The sequence below is a fragment of the Mycetocola sp. TRD_SC_2 genome, from assembly GCF_055361225.1.
Genome location: NZ_CM143954.1, coordinates 1,203,349 through 1,222,632, shown reverse-complemented (window position 1 = coordinate 1,222,632; position 19,284 = coordinate 1,203,349). Strand labels below are relative to the sequence as shown.

At 65.2% G+C, this 19,284-nt stretch carries 19 protein-coding genes; 12 read left to right on the top strand and 7 right to left on the bottom strand.

Annotated features, from left to right (window positions below):
• Nucleotides 1–7 precede the first annotated feature (7 nt).
• The 3 genes from ACWA1Q_RS05795 to ACWA1Q_RS05785 all read left to right on the top strand — a co-directional run bounded on the left by ACWA1Q_RS05795 (nt 8) and on the right by ACWA1Q_RS05785 (nt 4,277).
• Nucleotides 8–1,435 (top strand): TrkH family potassium uptake protein, encoded by a 1,428-nt coding sequence (locus tag ACWA1Q_RS05795; protein WP_463760256.1) that lies wholly within the window; start codon nt 8–10, stop codon nt 1,433–1,435.
• Nucleotides 1,436–1,746: 311 nt separating this feature from the next.
• Nucleotides 1,747–3,390: an ABC1 kinase family protein gene (locus ACWA1Q_RS05790; protein WP_463760254.1), complete on the top strand. Its 1,644-nt coding sequence runs from the start codon at nt 1,747–1,749 to the stop codon at nt 3,388–3,390.
• A gap of 59 nt (nt 3,391–3,449) precedes the next feature.
• Complete coding sequence (locus ACWA1Q_RS05785; RefSeq protein WP_463760252.1) at nt 3,450–4,277, top strand: hypothetical protein; 828 nt, start codon at nt 3,450–3,452, stop codon at nt 4,275–4,277.
• An 81-nt stretch (nt 4,278–4,358) separates the two neighbouring features.
• Here the strand turns inward: ACWA1Q_RS05785 and ACWA1Q_RS05780 are convergent, their stop codons facing one another.
• Nucleotides 4,359–5,306, bottom strand: coding sequence for a formate/nitrite transporter family protein (locus ACWA1Q_RS05780; protein WP_463760250.1), 948 nt, complete (start codon nt 5,304–5,306; stop codon nt 4,359–4,361).
• A 273-nt stretch (nt 5,307–5,579) separates the two neighbouring features.
• Here ACWA1Q_RS05780 and ACWA1Q_RS05775 point away from each other — a divergent pair, with 273 nt between their 5' ends.
• Nucleotides 5,580–5,747: a hypothetical protein gene (locus ACWA1Q_RS05775; protein ID WP_463760248.1), complete on the top strand. Its 168-nt coding sequence runs from the start codon at nt 5,580–5,582 to the stop codon at nt 5,745–5,747.
• Between the two features lie 115 nt (nt 5,748–5,862).
• Entirely contained in the window at nt 5,863–6,240 is a 378-nt protein-coding gene (locus tag ACWA1Q_RS05770) for a VOC family protein (RefSeq protein ID WP_463760246.1), read from the top strand.
• A 1-nt stretch (nt 6,241) separates the two neighbouring features.
• Here the strand turns inward: ACWA1Q_RS05770 and ACWA1Q_RS05765 are convergent, their stop codons facing one another.
• The gene (locus tag ACWA1Q_RS05765; RefSeq protein ID WP_463760244.1) at nt 6,242–7,090 is read right to left on the bottom strand and encodes a LuxR C-terminal-related transcriptional regulator; all 849 of its coding nucleotides are present in this window, start codon (nt 7,088–7,090) and stop codon (nt 6,242–6,244) included.
• Nucleotides 7,091–7,190: 100 nt separating this feature from the next.
• Here ACWA1Q_RS05765 and hxlB point away from each other — a divergent pair, with 100 nt between their 5' ends.
• Together hxlB and hxlA are read left to right on the top strand one after the other, a co-directional pair.
• Nucleotides 7,191–7,793, top strand: coding sequence for a 6-phospho-3-hexuloisomerase (gene hxlB / locus ACWA1Q_RS05760; protein WP_463760242.1), 603 nt, complete (start codon nt 7,191–7,193; stop codon nt 7,791–7,793).
• Between the two features lie 65 nt (nt 7,794–7,858).
• Nucleotides 7,859–8,482, top strand: a complete 624-nt coding sequence (gene hxlA, locus ACWA1Q_RS05755) for a 3-hexulose-6-phosphate synthase (RefSeq protein WP_463760240.1) — start codon at nt 7,859–7,861, stop codon at nt 8,480–8,482.
• A gap of 66 nt (nt 8,483–8,548) precedes the next feature.
• Here the strand turns inward: hxlA and ACWA1Q_RS05750 are convergent, their stop codons facing one another.
• Complete coding sequence (locus tag ACWA1Q_RS05750) at nt 8,549–9,316, bottom strand: SDR family oxidoreductase (RefSeq protein WP_463760238.1); 768 nt, start codon at nt 9,314–9,316, stop codon at nt 8,549–8,551.
• A gap of 111 nt (nt 9,317–9,427) precedes the next feature.
• Between ACWA1Q_RS05750 and ACWA1Q_RS05745 the strand changes: the two genes are divergently transcribed.
• Nucleotides 9,428–11,326 carry a heavy metal translocating P-type ATPase gene (locus ACWA1Q_RS05745; protein ID WP_463760237.1) on the top strand — a complete coding sequence of 633 codons (1,899 nt, stop codon included), beginning with the start codon at nt 9,428–9,430 and terminating at the stop codon, nt 11,324–11,326.
• 13 nt (nt 11,327–11,339) lie between these two features.
• Here the strand turns inward: ACWA1Q_RS05745 and ACWA1Q_RS05740 are convergent, their stop codons facing one another.
• The gene (locus ACWA1Q_RS05740) at nt 11,340–12,278 is read right to left on the bottom strand and encodes a 1-phosphofructokinase family hexose kinase (protein ID WP_463760235.1); all 939 of its coding nucleotides are present in this window, start codon (nt 12,276–12,278) and stop codon (nt 11,340–11,342) included.
• 168 nt (nt 12,279–12,446) lie between these two features.
• Between ACWA1Q_RS05740 and ACWA1Q_RS05735 the strand changes: the two genes are divergently transcribed.
• Nucleotides 12,447–13,640: a glycosyltransferase gene (locus ACWA1Q_RS05735; protein WP_463760234.1), complete on the top strand. Its 1,194-nt coding sequence runs from the start codon at nt 12,447–12,449 to the stop codon at nt 13,638–13,640.
• On the opposite strand, the gene ACWA1Q_RS05730 is transcribed toward ACWA1Q_RS05735, so the two are convergent.
• Nucleotides 13,637–14,458, bottom strand: coding sequence for a hypothetical protein (locus ACWA1Q_RS05730; protein ID WP_463760232.1), 822 nt, complete (start codon nt 14,456–14,458; stop codon nt 13,637–13,639). The two genes, ACWA1Q_RS05735 and ACWA1Q_RS05730, sit on opposite strands and share 4 nt — an antisense overlap.
• 55 nt (nt 14,459–14,513) lie before the next feature.
• A complete protein-coding gene (locus ACWA1Q_RS05725) occupies nt 14,514–14,801 on the bottom strand; it encodes a DUF1905 domain-containing protein (protein ID WP_463760231.1) in 288 nt (95 codons plus the stop codon).
• Nucleotides 14,802–14,936: 135 nt separating this feature from the next.
• On the opposite strand from ACWA1Q_RS05725, the gene ACWA1Q_RS05720 reads away from it, so the two are divergent.
• Entirely contained in the window at nt 14,937–15,929 is a 993-nt protein-coding gene (locus tag ACWA1Q_RS05720) for a hypothetical protein (RefSeq protein ID WP_463760229.1), read from the top strand.
• On the opposite strand, the gene ACWA1Q_RS05715 is transcribed toward ACWA1Q_RS05720, so the two are convergent.
• A complete protein-coding gene (locus ACWA1Q_RS05715) occupies nt 15,926–17,950 on the bottom strand; it encodes a PhoX family protein (protein WP_463760227.1) in 2,025 nt (674 codons plus the stop codon). The genes ACWA1Q_RS05720 and ACWA1Q_RS05715 overlap by 4 nt on opposite strands.
• Before the next feature lie 403 nt (nt 17,951–18,353).
• Between ACWA1Q_RS05715 and ACWA1Q_RS05710 the strand changes: the two genes are divergently transcribed.
• A complete protein-coding gene (locus ACWA1Q_RS05710) occupies nt 18,354–18,683 on the top strand; it encodes a hypothetical protein (protein WP_463760226.1) in 330 nt (109 codons plus the stop codon).
• 143 nt (nt 18,684–18,826) lie between these two features.
• Nucleotides 18,827–19,276 carry a hypothetical protein gene (locus tag ACWA1Q_RS05705; protein WP_463760224.1) on the top strand — a complete coding sequence of 150 codons (450 nt, stop codon included), beginning with the start codon at nt 18,827–18,829 and terminating at the stop codon, nt 19,274–19,276.
• Nucleotides 19,277–19,284: the final 8 nt, after the last annotated feature.

Here is a 19,284-nt window from a genome sequence, read left to right as displayed (position 1 = left end):
GATCACCATGCCACCCCGACCACCGACTGTGCACGACGAGAAAACGTTCACCACGCGTACCACGGCACGTATCAGCTCGTCGCTGCGTAACCCGCGCTCCCTCGTCGACACGGTGGTGAGCAGTTCACCGGCCCGGCTCGCCCTCGTCGTGTTCGCTCTCGTTGCGCTCGTCTTCACCCTCCTGCTGAGCCTCCCCATCGCCTCGGCTGATGGGCGCGCCACGGCGCTGCACGATTCACTGTTCACCGCTGTCTCCGCTGTCACGGTCACGGGACTCGTCACCGTGAACACCGCCGAACACTGGTCGTTCTTCGGGCAGGCCATCATCCTCCTGGCGATCCAGATCGGTGGACTCGGCATCGTCACGATGGCCTCGCTCCTGGCACGCGCGGTCACACGCCAATTGGGTGTTCGGAGCAAGTTGCTCGCGCAACAGGGCATCAGCACCGGAAAGCTCGGCGAGGTCGGAAGCCTGCTCCGAACCGTGGTGCTGACCACACTCGCGATCGAACTCGCCCTTGCGATGTTCCTCGTGCCGAGCTTCATCATCGCCGATGAGTCCTGGCCCGAGGGAATCTGGCACGGGGTGTTCTACGCCATCTCATCGTTCAATAACGCGGGTTTCGTGTCGCACACCGACGGGCTCGCGGGCTTCGCCGACAACCTGTGGATCCTCATCCCCATCGTTGTGGGAGTGTTCGTCGGCAGTCTGGGATTCCCCGTATTCATGGTGCTCCTCGCGACGAAGTTCGAATTCCGCAAGTGGAACGTGCACACCAAGCTGACACTGCTGGTGACAACAATTCTGCTCGTCGCCGGAGCGGTCATCTGGGCTGCGTTCGAATGGTCCAACAGCGCGACAATCGGTGACATGACCGTCGGAGAGAAGATCCTCCACGCGGTCTTCGCCTCAACGATGATGCGCTCAGGCGGGTTCAGTCTCGTCGATCCAAGTGCCTCGACCACGGTCACCCTCCTCGCCACCGACGCGCTGATGTTCGCCGGGGGCGGCTCGGCATCGACAGCGGGCGGAATCAAGGTCACCACCGTCGCCGTGCTCTTCCTCGCCATCCTCGCAGAGGCACGTGGAGACTCCGACGTGCGCGTCTTCGGACGCACGATCGCCGAGGGAGCTCTCCGGGTCGCCATCAGCGTTCTGTTCCTCGCCGCGACGCTCATTCTGGTGGCGACCGGGCTGATCATGAGCGTGACGAACGAGCCGCTCGATCGCATCCTGTTTGAAGTGATATCCGCTTTCGCCACGTGTGGGCTCAGCGTCGGCCTCAGTGGAGAACTGCCGCCGAGCGGCAAGTACATCCTCTCGGTGCTGATGTTCGCCGGGCGTATCGGCCCGATCAGCCTCGCCTCCGCGCTTGCGATCCGCCAGCGGCGTCAGCTGTACAAATTCCCGAAGGAGAGCCCCATCATCGGCTGATGGCTCGTCGTGCGACAGCGTCGAATCGGAGCCCCGGACGACGATGGGGACAAGGCCAACGACGGTCTCGGCCGATGCCCTGGGGATCACTCCACTCAGCCCGTGGCAGTGGGCGATCTGTTTTGCTGTCGGGTCGAGCGTGCTGTTTATCGTGGAAGCCGAGAAGTTCGTGCGTCGCTGGTCCCACCGTCGCGACTCTCTCTCAGCACCCACCGGGTGAAAATGCCACCCTGTTCCTCGATATCTGAGAACCGAATAGGCTGGCCCGCACACGACGCAGGCGGAGACGCCTCAGTAGGGAGCAGGTCTACGTGAGGGTAATTCCGAACCGATATCAGGAGATCGCCGAGACTCTCGCTCGCCACGGAATGGGCTTTCTCGCGTCCGCTGTCGGGATCCGGCACAGAGTCCCGTTCGTCAAGAATGCGTTCGCTCCTCCGAACGAATCGCCGCGCACCATCGCCGTACGCCTGCGGCTGGTTCTCGAGGAGCTCGGGCCGACCTTCGTCAAACTGGGTCAATTGCTCTCAACTCGCCCCGATCTGCTTCCACCGGCGTACATCCTCGAACTCTCGAAACTGCAGGACGCAGCGCCACCGGTCCCGATCGATGCGATCGCCGAGGCGATTCGGGCCGAGCTCGGCGCCGACCCGAACCAGGTTTTCGCGACGTTCGACGATCAGCCACTGGCATCCGCTTCGATCGGTCAGGCGCACACGGCCACCCTCGACGACGGCACGCGGGTCGTCGTGAAAATACGTCGCCCGGATGCCGTCAGGATGGTCAACGAGGACCTCGAAATTCTGCGTAACCTCGCCGAACGCGCCAGTCGGCTGTGGGCGCCGGCGCGGACATACAACGTGCGTGGTCTCGTCCAGGAGTTTTCGGACACGTTGAGGGGGGAACTCGACTACCTGCGCGAAGCGAAGAACGCGGAGCGATTCGCCGAGAACTTCAAGAATCGCGCCGACGTGGCGATCCCGCAGGTCTTCTGGGAGACCACCACCTCGCGCGTACTCACCCTGGAGCGAGTCTCCGGGATCCGGATCTCCGATGTCGAGGCCCTCGACGCTGCCGGTGTGGACCGGCCGCTGCTGGCACAGACAGGAGCACAGCTCGTGCTGCGGATGGTCTTCGAGGACGGCTTCTTCCACGCTGATCCGCACCCGGGCAACCTGTTCGTGCAGCCCGACGGGTCGATCACGCTCATCGACTTCGGGATGGTCGGTGAACTGGACCCCGAGCTCAGGGACAGGTTCGTCGACTTCCTGGTCGCTTTCACCCGACGGCAGCCCGGCGACCTGGCGGATGCCCTGCTCGACATCTCGGTGACCACGTCTGGTGCGGACCGAGATCAGCTTCGGGAGCGGATGGCCTCCTTTGTCGCCGACTACAGCAACAAGACTCTGAGCGAAATCAGTTTCGCCAGGCTGGCATCGGTGCTGCTCGCGATCGTCCGCCAGCAAAAACTTCAGCTGCCCCGCGAAGTTGCCCTGATGTTCAAGGTGCTGATCATGGTCGAGGGAATCGGTGTGCAGCTGAATCCCGATTTCGACCTGATGGGAGTCCTGACTCCCTACGTCCGCAAACTGCTGAGGGAACGGCTGTCTGTTGCTGCGCTGTCCCAGCGGATGTATCGCGCTTCGAGCGACGCCGGTGCCCTCATGCTGGAACTGCCGACCCGCCTCCGTCGCATCCTCGAACGCACGGACCGGTCAGGTGTCGAGGTCCACCTTCGGGCTGCGGAACTCGAGCCGCTCATGACTCGGGCTGAACGCATCGGGAACCGCCTCGTCGCCGGACTGATTGCAGCCGCTCTCATCAACGGCGTCGGTGAGCTCGTCGTCAGCGAGAAGAGATGGCGGCCGTGGGCCAACTCCCTCCTCGGGGCCGGTGTCACGGTGGTCGGGTCGCTCTCGGGCTACCTGCTCTGGACCTCGCGCCGCCACCGATAGTTGCCGGATCTCAGCCGACCCGCGCAGGCGGTGTCGGTGGCCGCTGTTACCGTGCCCCCATGCCGGAGAGAATCGAACTGTGGTGGGCGCGCCGCCAGTTCTCCCGCGGTACCGACGTGCCGTACCCCGTCGGCAGCTACCGTGAGGCCTGGGCGCCATACCCCGCGCTGGTCCGGCAATACCTGCCGGATCGCAACGCCGGGATCCTTCTGACCCAGATTCCGCCGGCTGCCGATGTTCTGCTGCTCTGGACCTGCGATTCGGGTCACGCTTTCGTCGCCACACCTGAGGAGCAGCGCTCCCGGCCGGGCCGGGAGCGCCGCAGGTCGGCGTGGTGCCCGGAATGTGCTGAGCTCGCGAAGCCCACTCGCATCCGCTCCCCCGACACCCTGCAAGCGCCACGGCCGCCCAAACCGCCGCGCGCGGTCTGTCGCAAGACCCCCACGCTGCCATCGGGCGAACCGTTCGTCAGCGTGTGCGCGCCCCGACCAGCATCTGCCGTCGAAGGTCAACTCCGGCAACACGTGTTCTCGCGCCTGGCCGTGACGCCGGGGATGAACGCCGTGCGCCTCGCCCGGCCCTTCTTCGACCACCTCGAGGTGTGGCCGGACCTCCTGCTTCCGGAGCTGCGGATTGCCGTCGAGTACGACAGTACCGGGCGACACGGGCTTGAGCACGTCGGTAGGCGCGAGGTCGCTGATCGCCGGAAGGACCGGGCACTCCGTGCGGCGGGATGGGAGGTCGTGCGGATCCGAACCGGCAGGCTCGAAAAGCTCGGACCGTATGACCTGCAGCTGTCGTCCGTCAGCGGTCGAGGCGTGGAGCGCCTGCTCGAGACGTTCCGTGACATCCGCGGGCCGCTTCTGGTCGACGCTTATCTCATCTGAGAGTCGCCGCCCCTGAAAACGGACGTGGCGAGGGCGGCAATAGCCACCCTCACCACTCCGTCAGCGCGGGAACTCAGATCGTCATGCCGGACGGTACTCGTGAAGCTCGGCTTTCTGCGCCGTAGCTCCGACCAGGCTTGAGTCGTTCGCCGGGCTTTCGCTGCTGGGGGCGTTCACCGACGCTGCAGCCTTTCCCCGTGAGCGCTTCGTGCGACGGGCTCCCGGTGTGCGTCGTGCGCTCGGCCGGCCGTACGTCAGGTACAGCGGAATGGCGGTGAAGAAGAGCCCGCCGACGAGATTACCGATCACGGTGGGGATTTCATTCCACACGAGGTAGTCCATGACCGTGAAGTCCCCACCGAGCAGCAGGCCGGAGGGGAAGAGGAACATGTTGACGATCGAGTGTTCGAAGCCCATGAAGAAGAACAGCATGATCGGCATCCACATCGCGATCATCTTGCCTGGAACATCCTTCGCGATCATCGCCATTGCTACACCGGTGGACACCATCCAGTTGCACAGCACTCCGCGGATGAAGAGGGTCAGCATTCCGGCGGCGCCGTGTTCGGCGTATCCAACGGTACGACCTTCCCCGATGTGACCGATGGCCTCCCCCACCTCGTTCGGTGGCATCGAGAAACCGTAGGTGACGACGATCGCCATGAGCACGGCGACGGTGAAGGCGCCGATGAAGTTGCCGACGAAGACCAGACCCCAGTTGCGCAGCACTCCCGCCACTGTCACTCCGGGGCGCTTGTCGAGCCAGGCGAGCGGGCCGAGGACGAAGACACCGGTCAGGAGGTCGTACCCGAAGAGGTACAACATGATGAACCCGACAGGGAAGAGGATCGCGCCGAGGAGGGGGCTGCCGGTCGTGACGGTGACGGTGATGGCGAACGCAGCGGCGATGGTGAGCATCGCGCCGCCCATGGTCGAACGGATGAGGGTGTCGCGGGTCGACATGAAGATCTTCGCTTCACCCGCGTCGATCATCGTTGTCACGAGATCGTTTGGTTTGACGTAGGACATAGGATCCCCTTCGGGTTCGGCTGCGCTTCGAAGTCAGCGTGCGGCTGGTTGCAACCGAATCTATGTGTCGCGCGTTTCACCTCCGTGTCCCGCGGGATCCGCCTTTATTACCGTTGCCTCTCACCCCGGTCGGGCGACTGTGAGGCCGTGTCACGTCGAGCATGACGATGGTTGATCGTCCTTCGGCAGAAAATCTCGCCAGGGGATTCCGGTAACGCGCTCGTGTGCTTACGGTAGGAAAAGGCAGCAACAACGTGAGATGGAGGGACGGTCATGACTCCCAACGCAGGCAAAGCGGACTTCGGTGGCCCGAAGGAACGCGAGGGCGAGAAAGGCTACGCGCCAGACGACATGCCACTGCGCGACGGCCACAATGCAGAACCGGATGTGCCCACCATTCCGGATGCCATCGACGAGGCGGATTCTCTCGACGAGGAATAGGCCGCCGGTTGGACGGGACATGACCTCTCGCGATGAGCGCGAAGAGGGCACCGAAACGATGAAGCGGCGCTGACGCATGGGAAAGCACGCACTTCTGCGGTCTGTCGACGCAGTCATGGTGAGCGTTCCTAACCTCGACGAGGGTCTGCGGTTCTACCGCGATGCCCTCGAGCATGAGCTTCTGTGGCGAAACGACACCCTCGGCCAGGCCGGATTACGGCTACCGGGGAGTGACACGGAACTCGTACTCAGTGCCCACCTCGGATCTGCGGTGAACTGGCTGGTGGCATCCGTCGACGACGCCGTCGGCATTATCGTCGCTGCTGGCGCGACAGTCGTTACAGGCCCGACAGACATCCCCGTCGGACGGCTTGCTGTCGTCACCGACCCATTCGGCAACGAACTGGTGCTGTTGGATCTGTCGAAGGGTCGCTATTCGACGGATGCAACGGGCTCCGTAACCGGGGTGGACGGGGGCGCGGACGCGAAATGAGTCAGTGATGCCCGCGCGCGGAACCGGCTGCGATCGCGGTCAGCTCGCCCCGGGTGCGAACACCCGCCTTTCGGAGCAGGTTCGAAACGTGGAACTTCACCGTGTTGTCGGTGATCCCCAGCTGATCGGCGATTGCGCGATTGCGCGCACCCGATGCGACCAGGCGCAGAACGTCGCGCTCCCTGGCGCTGAAACCGACAGAGTTTTCGAGTGGCTCTGCCTCGGCGGGTGGGTCCAGTGGCAGCCGGATCTCCAGCGACGTGCCCCAGCCCGCGGTTGACGACACCTCAAGATCGCCGTCGAGCGCCGCGACCCGTTCTGCGATCGGCCGGAGCGAATCGTCGTGCCCGGTGATCTCGCCCCTCCCATCATCGCGGATGCCGATCAGCAGATTGAGTCCGTCACAGTCCCACTGGATGCGCACCCGCTTCGCCTCCTCCTGGTCGACGAGGGCGAGGACCGCGCTCCTCACGATCGCCCGCGCCGCGTGCGCGACCTCCCCCGGCAGCGCACGCCCGGCAGTCGGCGGCTCGACGAACTGAACGTCGAGCCCACCGAAGCGCGCAAGGGGCCGAAGGTCCGAGCGCAGGCGCGCGAACGCTCCGTCGACGGGTTCGAGCATTGTGCCCCGCTGCTCGTCGGTGGTACTGCGCAATCCGATCAACGCGGCGGATGCCAGGTCGAGCGCCATCGTGCGGCTCGCGCGGTCGTCCAGTCGCGATGACCGGAGTACAGCGAGGATTGATTCCAGCGTCACCGCATGGCGGTCGGCCTGCTCGGCCACCGCCTGAGCGTGCTCGACCTGAAGCCGGCGGGAGATGGGGGTGGGGAGATCGTTGCTGGTGCTCACTACCCCAACCTACCCGGGCGACCTGTCCCTATCCCGATGGGTAGGCCAACTGCACGACCGGGCGGGCACTTCCGCCCCACCGACCAGCCACGATGAAGACATGACCGCAGTAACCCCCGATGTGACGTCGAGCTCCCCAACCGGAGTGACGGCATCCCTCTCGACCATTTTCAACGAGCTCACCGCAACCGCGGCCGCCGTGATCGATGACTCAGCGGCCGGCCTCGACGCCGTTGCCGACACGCTCTCGGGCGCCAACCGTGTCTTCGTGCTCGGAGCGGGGCGATCCGGCCTTGCGCTGCAGATGACGGCCATGCGCCTGATGCACCTGGGCCTGACCGTGCACATCGTCGGCGAAGTGACTGCACCAGCGATCGGCGCGGGAGACGTACTGCTGACCGCGAGCGGGTCGGGAACCACAACGTCGATCGTCCGAGGGGCGGATGCCGCGGTCGCCGCCGGCGCGGACGTCGCCGTGATCACCACTGCCGCAGATTCGCCGTTGGGAAAGCTCGCGACAGCGATGGTTATCGTCCCGGCCGCAGGCAAATTGGATCGCTCAGCCACCGTCTCGGCACAGTACGCCGGAAGCCTGTTCGAGCAGACCGTCATGCTGCTCGGAGATGCGATATTCCACAGCCTGTGGCTTCGTTCAGGACAGAGCGCAGACGAACTCTGGCCACGCCACTCCAACCTCGAATAACACTCGTTCGACACTCTCGGCCTGATCGCACCCGCGACGGCCACACCTCAATCGAAGGAAACACTATGAAGCTCCAGTTCGCCATGGACACCCTGACCACCGAAGCCGCTCTCGAACTCGCTGCCGCCGCCGCGCCGCACGTCGACATTCTCGAGCTCGGCACACCGCTCATCAAGAGCGCCGGTCTCTCCGCCATCACCGCGATCAAGGAAGCACACCCGGACAAGATCGTCTTCGCCGACCTCAAGACGATGGACGCCGGCGAGCTCGAAGCCGACATCGCGTTCGCCGCTGGTGCCGACCTCGTGACCGTGCTCGGCGTCGCCGGCGACAGCACCATCGCCGGAGCCGTCACCGCGGCAAAGAAGCACGGCAAGGGCATTGTCGTCGACCTCATCGGAGTCGCCGACAAGCCGGGCCGCGCGCGCGAGGTCATCGCTCTCGGTGCTGAGTTCGTTGAGATGCACGCCGGTCTCGACGAGCAGGCCGAAGAAGGCTTCACGTTCGCAACCCTGCTGCGCGACGGCGAAGCATCCGGTTCACCGTTCTCGGTCGCCGGCGGCATCAACGCCTCCACGATCGCATCCGTACAGGAGTCAGGCGCCCGGGTCGCCGTCGCCGGCGGAGCAATCTACGGTGCGTCCGACGTCGGTGCCGCTGCAGCCGAACTGCGCGCCGCGATCGTCTAAAGAGCCACACCCAAGCGAAGGGCCACGGGGATTCCTCTCCGTGGCCCTTTTCCGTGCGCCTGGCGGCTAGCGTCCCGGCCGGGAGTGCTCCCGGGCAATCCCGGCAACCCAGTCGGCGAAGGTCGCTCTGCCGAGCTCGGCCGTCGATCCGGGCAGGAGCGTGCCGTCGCGCATCGCCGTTCCGAAACCGCCCGGGAGCGGAACCTCGAGCACAGGGCCAGGCGCCTGGATCGCTTCCTTGTATCTCGTCACCATGTCGGCCATTCGAAGAACCTCCGGACCGGCGAGGTCGGTCGCGAAGCCGGACGGTGCCGCTTCGGCGAGTTCGACGAGACGTTCTGCGACTTCGCGGGCTGCCACCGGCTGCGACGTCATCGTCGGCACGACGTTGACCGGGCCGAGCTTGATCCGCGCGTAGATTTGCCCGGCAAACTCGTGGAACTGGGTCGCGCGGAGAATCGTCCACGGGACCCCGTCGCGCGCGACGAGTTGCTCTTGCGCTGCTTTCCCGGCGTAATAGCCAAACGGTGCCTGATCGCTGCCGACGATCGAGAGCGCAACGTGGTGGCCGACGCCGGCCGCTTTCTCCGCTTCGAGCAGGTTGGTCGTGACGATGGAGAAAAATGCCCGCGACTTGGGACCGGATTGCGTGAGGATCGATGTGACGTCGATGACGGCATCCGCTCCTTCGAGCCTTTGCCCGAGGCCCGTACTCGTCAGCAGGTCGACGCCAGTGAACCGCGACAGGACGACGACGTCGTTCCCGCGCTCACGTGCGACGTCGACGACGTGGCGACCGACGACCCCGGTTCCTCCGGCAACAACAATTCTCATTACCCCATCCTTGCCCACCCGGACGGTGTTATCGACACAAGCCATAGAATTCGCTGGGCGAAATCCGGCGCGAACGCCCACGCAGGAGTGGGCATCGGACAGACTGGTCCTATGCTCCGCGTTGCTGGTTTGGCCCGGCGGTTCTGGCCGGTCACTCTCACGATCGCTGTGGGCATTTCCGGAATCCTGCTGGCTGTTTCCGGCGCCGGCGGGGTGGTCCAGGCGCTGTTCAGCGCCTACTCCCTCGCCGTCGCTGCCTGGCAGGGCATCGGAATGGTGCGGGCGCTGCTGCGCAGGGAGTTCGGGCTCGACATCCTCGCCGTCACGGCGATCGTCTCCACCGTTGTCGTCGGTGAGTACATTGCCGCTCTGCTCGTCGTGCTCATGCTGACCGGCGGTGAAGCGCTGGAGGCGTACGCGAACCAGCGCGCGAAACGCGAACTGGATGCCCTGCTCAGCCGGGCGCCGCAACTGGCGCACCTCGCGGTCGACGGCGGGTACCGCGATCTGCCGGTTTCGGAGGTGAAGGTCGGCGACGTACTGCTCGTGCGGCCGTCGGAGATCCTGCCGGTGGACGGGATACTGCTCTCCGCTGAGACAAGCCTCGACGAGTCCTCCATCACCGGCGAGAGCGTCCCGGTGGAGAAACGGGCCGGGGACGCTGTGCTCAGCGGAGTCGTGAATGGGCAGGCCGCTGTCGAGATTCGCGCGACGGAGACAGCCGCGGCAAGTCAGTACCAGCAGATCGTGGCTCTGGTCGCTCACGCTGCCGAGAGCAAGGCACCGGTGGTCCGCCTCGCCGACCGGTACGCCGTCCCGTTCACGATCTTCTCTCTCATCCTCGGTGCGGTGGCCTGGTGGGTCAGCGGTGATCCTGTGCGGTTCGCGGAGGTGCTCGTGCTCGCCACCCCGTGCCCCTTGCTGATCGCCGCGCCGGTCGCGTTCATCGGTGGGATGAGCCGTGCCGCCCGCAATGGAATCATCGTGAAGAGCGGTGGCGTGCTCGAGCAACTGTCCGCGGCGAAGACGGTCGTTTTCGACAAGACCGGAACACTCACCCACGGAACTCCGGCCTTCTCCGGCGTACGGGCCGAGGATCCGTTCGCCGCCGACGAGGTCCTGAGCCTCGTCGCGAGCGTCGAACAGTATTCCTCGCACGTGCTCGCCGCATCGATGATCGCCGCCGCCCGGGACCGCGGGCTGCCTCTGTACGAAGCAGAGGATGCGCGCGAAGCCGCTACCAATGGCGTCATCGCCCAGGTGCACGGCCGCGAGGTGGTCGTCGGCAAGTTCGCGTTCGTCGCTGAGCATGCTCCCGATGCCAGGCGCACCGAAATCGACGCAGGTGAACTTGCCGTCTATGTGGCGATCGGTGGACAGTACGCGGGCGCGCTGCTGGCCAGCGACAAGTTGCGTGCGAACGCAAAATCCACGCTCCAGCGGCTCGAAGCGCTCGGCATCAGGCAGTCGATGATGCTCACGGGCGATGCGAGCGAGACAGCGCACCACGTCGCATCCGAAGTGGGTATCACGCGAGTGCGCGCGGAGTGCCTGCCCGCAGACAAAGTGACCGAGGTCGCGGGAATTTCCGAGCGGCCGGTGATCATGGTCGGCGACGGAGTGAACGACGCGCCGGTCCTCGCGGCGGCCGATGTCGGCATCGCCATGGGCGCCAAGGGCGCGACTGCTGCGAGCGAATCAGCGGATGCCGTGATCCTCGTCGACGACATCTCTCGCGTCGCGCGCGCCGTCCGGATCGGCCGCGACACGGTGCGGATCGCGCTGCAGAGCATCTGGCTGGGTATCGCGATTTCGGTCGTGCTCATGGGCATCGCTGCCTTCGGAGTGATCCCGGCGACGGCCGGGGCGCTGCTCCAGGAACTGGTCGACCTTGCGACGATCCTCGCCGCGCTGCGAGCCGTCGGTGGGCGGCTGGATCAGCGCCAATCGGCCGCCGACGCGGAGCAACTCGATGACAGCACGCGGGTGATCACCGGCTCGCGAACCTGAGTGCAGGGCCGCCTCAGGAGGCGGCGAGTTCTGCCTCGAACCTCGCGACATCATCGGCGAGACAGAGCTCAGTGCCTGGCAACACCGCTGTCGCGCTTCCCGACGCCACGGCCGTGCGGAAGGCAGCCTCCATCGACGCACCTTCGGCAAGCCTGAGGATGAGGCCCGCGAGAAACGCGTCTCCTGCGCCAACCGTGCTCGCCACTGTGACCCGCGGTGTCGGGAGGCGCAGCACTCCCGAAGCCCCAGCCAGCAAAGCGCCTCTTCCGCCGAGGGACAGCGCGACATTCTCGGCGCGTCCGTCGCCGATGATGTCGTTGAGGGCCTGACGTTGTTCGTCGTCGTCGAGGTCGCCCGGGGCGCCGACGAGTTCAGCGAGCTCGTCCCGGCTGGGCTTGATGAGGAAAACTCCTTCGGCGAGAGCCGCTTCGAGAGGCGGACCCGAGGCATCCACCACCACCCGGACATCCTGACCGGCGGCAATCCTCGCCAGCTGTGCATAGAAGTCGACGGGTACGCCCGGCGGCAGGCTGCCGCTGGCGATCAAAAACCCGCCACGAGGAAGGTTGTCACCCACCACAGACAGGCATGCACGCCATTCCGGTTCTCGTAGCTGAGGGCCAGGGAGCACGAACCGGTACTGTTCACCCGTCGTCGTCTCGGTGACCGTGAAACTCTCGCGGGTATTGCCCGCGATCCTGACGACGTGGCCCAGGATGTCGGCTTTCGCGGCGAAGCCACGGTACGCCTCCCCCGTCGGGCCGCCGAGCGGGTAGACGGCGATCGACTGACCACCGAGATTTCGGATGGCGCGGGTCACATTGATCCCGCCACCACCCGGATCGAAATTGCCGGGGCCGCACCGCAACTTGTTTTCGGGCACAACCCGACCCACCGAACTCGACACGTCGAGCGCGGGATTCATGGTCAAGGTGACGATCGGTGCGTGCATGGATAGCCTCTTTCCGACGCCCTAACCCGGGCCCCTGTTGCGTCAACCGTAGACGGTCTCACCTCCGGCGAGCTGACCGCGAGTGATCAAAACGGACTACGGTCGAAGAAGGGCACGATCGCGGTCGACTTCCGCGACTCAGCCAGCATCAGAGAAGGGACGTCTTCCATGAGAATCCTCATCCTGACCGGCGGTTCCCGCGGCGACGTCGAACCCTTCGCCGCGCTCGCCCGGACTGCAGCGTCTCACGGCCACTCGGTGCGACTGGGAGTGCCGGACAACTCGGGCGCCGACCTCAGCGGGATCGATGCGGTGAGCCTCCGGATCGACTTCGCAACGCTCGCGCCCCAGAATCTCTCGCCGTTGAGCGCAGCGAAAGCACTCAGGGAGAACGTCCGGCCGGCGATGAAGCGGTTTCTCGCCACGGCGGTTCGGGAGGCACTCGCCTACACACCCGACCTCATCGTCTATCACCCGAAGGTGCTCAGCGCGCCGCTCGTCGCCGACGCGCTCGGAGTTCCGCACGTCCTGGTCGAGATGGTGCCCTCCGTCACATCCACTCGCGCCTTTCCTGCCCCGGCGATTTCGCGGGCAAATCTCGGGCCGCTGAACCGGGCGACGTACGCGGCGGTGAACAGCGCCGGTGCACTCTTCCGCAGGGAGACCGCTGCCGCACGGACTCTCCTCCCCCGGCCGTCCAGCCCGACACCGACGGCACCGTCTGCGACGCTTCTGCCGATCAGCCCTCAGTTGCTGAGGCGGCCCAAGGACTGGCCGGCGACCGCGCACCTGACCGGCGCCTGGCTTGACGAGATCTCACATGCGCACGAAGATCCGGCGCTTGAGAGCTTCATCGCCGGTGGCGCTTTTCTCTACGCCGGATTCGGGTCGATGGTCGGTGGCGATCCCGTCGGCCGTGCGGTCTCGATCATCGAATCGGCCAGAACGATCGGGTGCCGCGTGGTCGTCGCGGAAGGATGGGGCGGGCTCCGCGTTCCCCCGTCGCACCGCAACGACGATGTGTTCGTCGCGCAGACCGTGCCGCACGAGAGCGTCCTGCCCAGGGCGACGGCGGCGATCCATCACGGCGGTGCCGGCACCGTTCATGCCGTCGCCCGCGCCGGCATCCCGTCGATCGTCGTACCGTTTCTCGCCGACCAGCCGTTCTGGGGTCAACGCGTTCACACTCTTGGCCTCGGTCCGGCGCCGATCCCGCGGAAGAAGCTCACAAAAACCCGGCTCGACGCGGCACTGACCCAGATCGACTCCTGCCGGGAACGCGCGGAACGCACGGGCGCACTCCTCAGGTCCGAGCGCGGGCTGGAGTACAGCATCCGGGTACTCGAGTCTCTGGTGCGCTAGCCCACCCGGTGCGGTGAGACCACCGGTGCGGTGAAGCCGGCGAGCATTTTCAAGACTTCTTCGGTGATGGCATCGTGGATCGCTGACGCCCAGACACAGTTCCGGTGTTCGCGGAGCAGCCAGTCCATGGCGTCGTCTTCGGCCATCCCGACCTCGTCCCAGTTGATGGCGGGGTTCGCGAACGTTGCGGGCAGCCCGGTCTCGGGCGACATGATCACCGCACCGAGGTGGATGTGGTCTTCGGCGCCCGGTGGTGTCCACAGCAACTCAGCGTCACCATCGCGCTCTTCGTCGTGGAGGTGCCACGCGTCGCCGGTGCCAGTCCAGATCTGCGGTTCGGCCTGACCCGGTGCGGCAACACGGAACACCAGGAAGTCTTCCTTCTTGTACGACGCCCAGTCCTCGGGTTCGAGCCCGGCGGCCGAGAACGGCGCGGAGGTCGCTCCGGCTTCGAACAGGTCGATGGCGTCGAAGATGTCCTCGTCGATCGTCTCCATGCAGACGTGGACTTTGCTTGCGAACTCTTCCATCCACAAGAGCAGCGCCTCGGTGGTCTGCTCATCCCAGGGAGTGCCGTCCAGCGGCGGGCCGTCATGGCCACCGACGTGCAGGTGCCACGACAGGTCCTCATCCGTGGTCTCGACGTGCATGGCGATGTCACCGATTTCGATGAACGTGAGCGAAACGCCCTCGTCCTCGATCCAGCGGGCGTGAAGCTTCGGTGTCGGCAGCGAGGCAGGATACGCCTGTTCGATCGCGGGAACGTCCGGAATCAACAGCTCCGCCTCGAGAGTGACCGCGTTCGTTTCGGATGCCATGTGGTTGCCCTTTCCGGCATTCATCTTCGCAGCAAAATCACTCGGTCGCGGCCACTCAGCCGAGTCGCTCGGTGAGGTGAACGGTCACGTCGTCGCCGATCTCCTTGCCGAGCTTCTTTCGCAGCTTGGCGCTGATCGAGAGCATGTGCCCGCCGGCGCCTGTGGGCATGAGCCCTGCGGTTATCGGCTCGGCGTCGACGGTCGCGACAACCTTCACCGACTTGCCTGTTCCGAAGAACTCCGCCGAACCAGGCATTTCGACGCACGACCACACCTCTCCCTTCACCTCGACCCCGATGGGCGCGGTGAATGTGTGGTCGAGCGGACCGGGAGCTTCGGCCATGGGAGGACTCGCCTTCTTTTCAGTGGTGCCAATCACCCTACAGAGCGGCTCCGCCAACCAATGCGAATAAAGCATCCTGACGGCGCGTCCTACGCCGGGACTCATCTACGTGCGCACACAGGCCAGAATGAGCGCATGCCGAAACATTTTGAGTGGGTGCCAGACATCTCACGCGGCGAGTGGTTGCGCCCGATGGAGAACGAGCCGTTGGGCAGCATCCTCTCAGTCGTGCCTCGCGGTTTCGAAGCCTATGCTCGCCTGTTCCACCCGGTCGAGCGTGACCGACCGCGCGACACCGGCAGCTGGAATGGTGTCGACCAGTCGACCCACTTCGACGGAGTCGGGGATATCGACGCGGCGCTTGAAACCGAGCGTGCTACGTGGGCCGACGTTGCGAGGGCGTTCGGCACGACGATGCACGCCGAAGCGCAGTTCGCCCGGCTCGCCCGCAGCGATTACGGGGATGTGGGTCGTCTCATCGATACCGAAGGCTGGCGCTACGGCAACGCCGACGAGGGGTGTCTCGACGCTGAGTCTTTTGCCGTGGCATCTGCGGTTCTCGCTCGCCATACGACGACTCCGGATGCCGGTATCGCTGCAGTCTGGGAAGGCTGGGGTGGACTCACGAGTGCGTCAGGGTCTTCTGTGTATCTTGCTGTCGAGCCGTTCTCTGACTCGTCATTCGGAAACCGCGTCGCTGCGGCCGCAGGTCGCGCCGTCGCGTCGGCGCGTTCGTATGTGGCCCTTCATCGATCGTGGCGGAATCAGCCGAAACCCGGCTCTGGTCTGTTGTCTCGAGACGTGGCGGTCGGTCCGCACTTCGATCTGCACGGAGACACCGGGAGAACCTACGTCCTGTTCGAGGCTGGAGCGCACGATCTCGCGGATGCCGCGTGGCCCGATCGCGCGCCTTGGGTCGACGAGGTCCGGTGGGCGCAGTCGCCCAGCATCCTCTGGCCCGACGATCACTCGTGGGTGCTCGCGACCGAAATCGACTTCGACTCGACCCTCATCGCTGGCTCTACCCAGCTCATCCGGGAGCTGGTGCAAACACCAGGTCTCGAGGTGCTGCCTATCCGTACCGACGCGGACCTGACGTGGGACGGCGATTCGCAGAATCGCCCCTAACCTCTCCAGACCTGCACCACCGATGGTCGCGGCGCCGCGACGAGTCCCTTTCCGTGAACTGTTGCGTAGTCCGGGAAGTAGGAGTGCTGATCGGCGAAACTGCCGTCCTCGCCGGGGTGCTGAACCGCGACGTAGACCATGCCTTCGTCGTCCCGAATGATGGGGCCACAGGTCTCAGCCTCGCGCGGAACGGCGAGGAACTGATCGACACGGCCCCGGTTCTTGCCAGTGAGGCCGACCCGGAACAGGCCATCGTTGTAGCCGATGGTGCCCGGCTGGCCGTCGGTGGAGATCCAGAGGTTGCCGGCCTTGTCGAATGCGAGGTTGTCCGGGCACGAGATCGGCGACACCTGGTCGGTGGGGAAACCGGCGAAGTACGCTGAGCCCGAGACCGCAGGGTCACCGCATACCAGCAGGATGCTCCATCCGAAGTTGGTCGACGTGGCGTCGTTTCGCGCCTCGGTGATCTCGATGACGTGGCCGTCGCGGTTGAGCGTCCTGGGGTTGACCTCATCGACGCCCGGCTTGCCTGGTAAACCGCGCTGCGTGTTGTTGGTGCACGCCACGTACACCTTTCCGCTCGTGGGGTGCGGCTCGACGTCTTCGGGACGATCCATTTTGGTCGCGCCAACAGCATCCGCGGCGAGGCGGGTGTGCACGAGCACTTCGGCGACGGAGAAGCCCGGGACAGCGCTCGCCCCCTTGAGGGTGAGCGGGATCCAGGTGCCGCTGCCGTCGAAGGCGCCGTCTGCAGGGAGTTCACCGGTGCCGGTGATCTCTGCCGCGGGCGAATTGCCGCTGAACTTCGCAACGTAGAGGTCGCCGGTCTCGAGGATCGTCTTGTTGTGCGCCCGAGCTTTCGCGCTGTTGCCCTTGCGCAGGGTCTTGTGGGACACGAACTTGTAGAGGTAGTCGAAACGCTCGTCGTCGCCCATGTATGCAACGATCCGGCCATCCGGGGCCACGGTGACGTTGGCACCTTCGTGCTTCATCCGGCCCATGGCGGTGTGCTTTACCGGCGTCGACGTCGGGTCGAGCGGGTCGATCTCGACGATGTAACCGAACCGGTTCGGTTCGTTCGCGTACCCGGGATTGGCGACCGCGTCGAAGCGCGGCTCGAGTGCTTCCCAGCCGTAGGTGGATGCCGATGTCGACAGGCCGTAGCGCTTCTGCCCGGGCGTTGTGGCGGGCGAGCGGAAGTAGTTGTTGAAGTTCTCCTCCCCCGACAGGACCGTGCCCCACGGGGTCGTGCCGCCGGCGCAGTTGCCGAAGGTGCCCAGCACGGTCGTTCCGCTCGCATCGTCCTGCGTCTTCATCAGGTCGTGGCCTGCGGCCGGTCCGGTGAGGCGGAACGGGGTGGATGCCGTGACGCGCCGGTTGCAGGAAGACGAGCGCAGATAGGTCCACGGTCGCCCCTTCTTCTCGCGCTGCAGTTCGACGACGGCCATGCCGTGAGCCGCCATGGTGATCCTGAGCTGCTCGAGCCGCTCGGCCTCGTCGGCGGCGGGCGGGAACATGATGCCCGGGTTGGTGTATTCGTGGTTGGTGACGAGAAGACCGTGGCGCCCGCCACGGCCCTGCAGGGTGATGATGTCGAGATAGTCGTTGTTGTAGCCGTACTGCAGGGCTTGAGCTGCAGCAGTCTGGTTGTCGATGTCGAACTCCGGGGCTCCCGCGAGGATCGGGTCGCCCCAGCGGATGATCGGTGCCCAGTGATAGCCAGCAGGAACAACGAAGGCGTCCACCGATGCGTCAACAGGCGGGATCGCTGTGAACGACAATCCGGGCATGGCTGCGTGGGCAGCGGGCGACGAACTGAATGGCGTATCGAAGGTTGCGAAGGTGAGAGCGAGCGCTCCGGCACCGGCCCCGAGAAGCACTGACCGGCGCGTGAGAGCGGCCCCGACGATGTCCTTGAGATACTCGTTGTCGCTCTGGTTGCAGACGCCCATCGCACAGGCGTTTCCGCATTTGAGCTGGCACGTCACAGGGCTGCGCTTGCCCTTTGTGTGGCCTGCCATGGGCAGACTGATTCGTGTTTCCTGTTGCGTCATGGTTCTGTTCCCTCCGAAGACCGGTCCCGATGGGTCAACGCAACAGGATGCCGGTGACCGGCGGATTGCGAGGAAGTGAACGAAGAGAATCGCTTCGGGTGCTCGATCGTTGACACCCGGTCGTCGAGAAAACGAACTCGCGCACACACGCCTTGTTTTGAGTCATTCAAAACAAGGGTAGGGTGGCTGTTATGGAACAACGCACTCATCCGGACGCTGACCAGCGCCTTGGTGCAGGCAGTTGTCCGGTGCGCGGCCTCCGCCAGCGCGCCCAATGAGCTGGGCCACGCGGCGATGTGACACCTGCCCTGACCGGTGATTGTCGCGCCCAATTTCGCCCAGTCAAACGTCCCGAACGATAGGAAGACCCATGTCAAAAACTCACCCGCAGACGGCCGAAGCGACGCTCCTCCTCGGCAGCATCTCCGCAGACCACCCGGCACAGCAGCACGTCACTCCCCCGACGCTTCGTGACGACGAATACATCGCGACCCTGTCCACCAGCAGCCCGGGTGCACCCAGCTATGTCATCGGACAACGGGTTTCCGGCAAGGCCTATGACCGCATCATCATGAGCTACGGTCCGCCAGAGACTCCGTGGCAGCGAACCTGGCGTCTCTCCGCAGATCGCGGAGCACACGTCGACTATCACCTGCTTCACGACACATCCTCCACGGGTTTCGCGTCGACCGAACACTGAAGCCAGCGGCTCGCTGAGTTCCGACCCCGGTCGAAGCCATGCGGGTGAGCTGACGGATCGGCTCAGGAAGTCATCCGCAAGCTCGATCCGTATACATCCGCGGGCGGACGCCCCACCCTCCCCCGTTCGCGCACGATGGAGACATGAACAAAACTCCGCACCGCGCCCGACCATTCGCCCTCCTCCTTGCTGCCGTCCCGCTCGCTCTTGTCCTCTCGGGATGCTCGGTAGTCGACGGGTTCAACCCCAAGGAGCGAAGCGTCTCCTTCGACAGCGCGGCTGAGGTCACGGATCAGTGGAAGGGCGACGCCCCCTGGCTGCCCTCAGACGCCACGGATGTAAGCATCCGTGAGTCGACCATCGACGGCACTGCAGTGATCCTCGCTGCAAGTGACGCCGAACTCGACCCCGAACTCTGCGCCCTCGTTCCCCGCCAGTCCGCCCCCGCCTACCAGGTGGAGGGCTCCCCCGACCCCTACAAAGCCACGGAGGTTTTCGCGTGCGGAACGTGGTCAGTGATGCCTTCTGAGAACGGCTGGTTCGGCTGGAACCCGAATCACCCCGACGAAGCGAAGCAGTCGCCGACACGATAGCGAGGCTG

Coding starts and splice junctions, on each gene's coding strand:
- ACWA1Q_RS05795 (WP_463760256.1), top strand. CDS start 8: ATGCCACCCCGACCACCGACTGTGCACGACGAGAAAACGTTCACCACG.
- ACWA1Q_RS05785 (WP_463760252.1), top strand. CDS start 3,450: ATGCCGGAGAGAATCGAACTGTGGTGGGCGCGCCGCCAGTTCTCCCGC.
- ACWA1Q_RS05780 (WP_463760250.1), bottom strand. CDS start 5,306: ATGTCCTACGTCAAACCAAACGATCTCGTGACAACGATGATCGACGCG.
- ACWA1Q_RS05775 (WP_463760248.1), top strand. CDS start 5,580: ATGACTCCCAACGCAGGCAAAGCGGACTTCGGTGGCCCGAAGGAACGC.
- ACWA1Q_RS05770 (WP_463760246.1), top strand. CDS start 5,863: ATGGTGAGCGTTCCTAACCTCGACGAGGGTCTGCGGTTCTACCGCGAT.
- hxlB (WP_463760242.1), top strand. CDS start 7,191: ATGACCGCAGTAACCCCCGATGTGACGTCGAGCTCCCCAACCGGAGTG.
- hxlA (WP_463760240.1), top strand. CDS start 7,859: ATGAAGCTCCAGTTCGCCATGGACACCCTGACCACCGAAGCCGCTCTC.
- ACWA1Q_RS05750 (WP_463760238.1), bottom strand. CDS start 9,316: ATGAGAATTGTTGTTGCCGGAGGAACCGGGGTCGTCGGTCGCCACGTC.
- ACWA1Q_RS05745 (WP_463760237.1), top strand. CDS start 9,428: ATGCTCCGCGTTGCTGGTTTGGCCCGGCGGTTCTGGCCGGTCACTCTC.
- ACWA1Q_RS05740 (WP_463760235.1), bottom strand. CDS start 12,278: ATGCACGCACCGATCGTCACCTTGACCATGAATCCCGCGCTCGACGTG.
- ACWA1Q_RS05735 (WP_463760234.1), top strand. CDS start 12,447: ATGAGAATCCTCATCCTGACCGGCGGTTCCCGCGGCGACGTCGAACCC.
- ACWA1Q_RS05730 (WP_463760232.1), bottom strand. CDS start 14,458: ATGGCATCCGAAACGAACGCGGTCACTCTCGAGGCGGAGCTGTTGATT.
- ACWA1Q_RS05725 (WP_463760231.1), bottom strand. CDS start 14,801: ATGGCCGAAGCTCCCGGTCCGCTCGACCACACATTCACCGCGCCCATC.
- ACWA1Q_RS05720 (WP_463760229.1), top strand. CDS start 14,937: ATGCCGAAACATTTTGAGTGGGTGCCAGACATCTCACGCGGCGAGTGG.
- ACWA1Q_RS05715 (WP_463760227.1), bottom strand. CDS start 17,950: ATGGCAGGCCACACAAAGGGCAAGCGCAGCCCTGTGACGTGCCAGCTC.
- ACWA1Q_RS05710 (WP_463760226.1), top strand. CDS start 18,354: ATGTCAAAAACTCACCCGCAGACGGCCGAAGCGACGCTCCTCCTCGGC.
- ACWA1Q_RS05705 (WP_463760224.1), top strand. CDS start 18,827: ATGAACAAAACTCCGCACCGCGCCCGACCATTCGCCCTCCTCCTTGCT.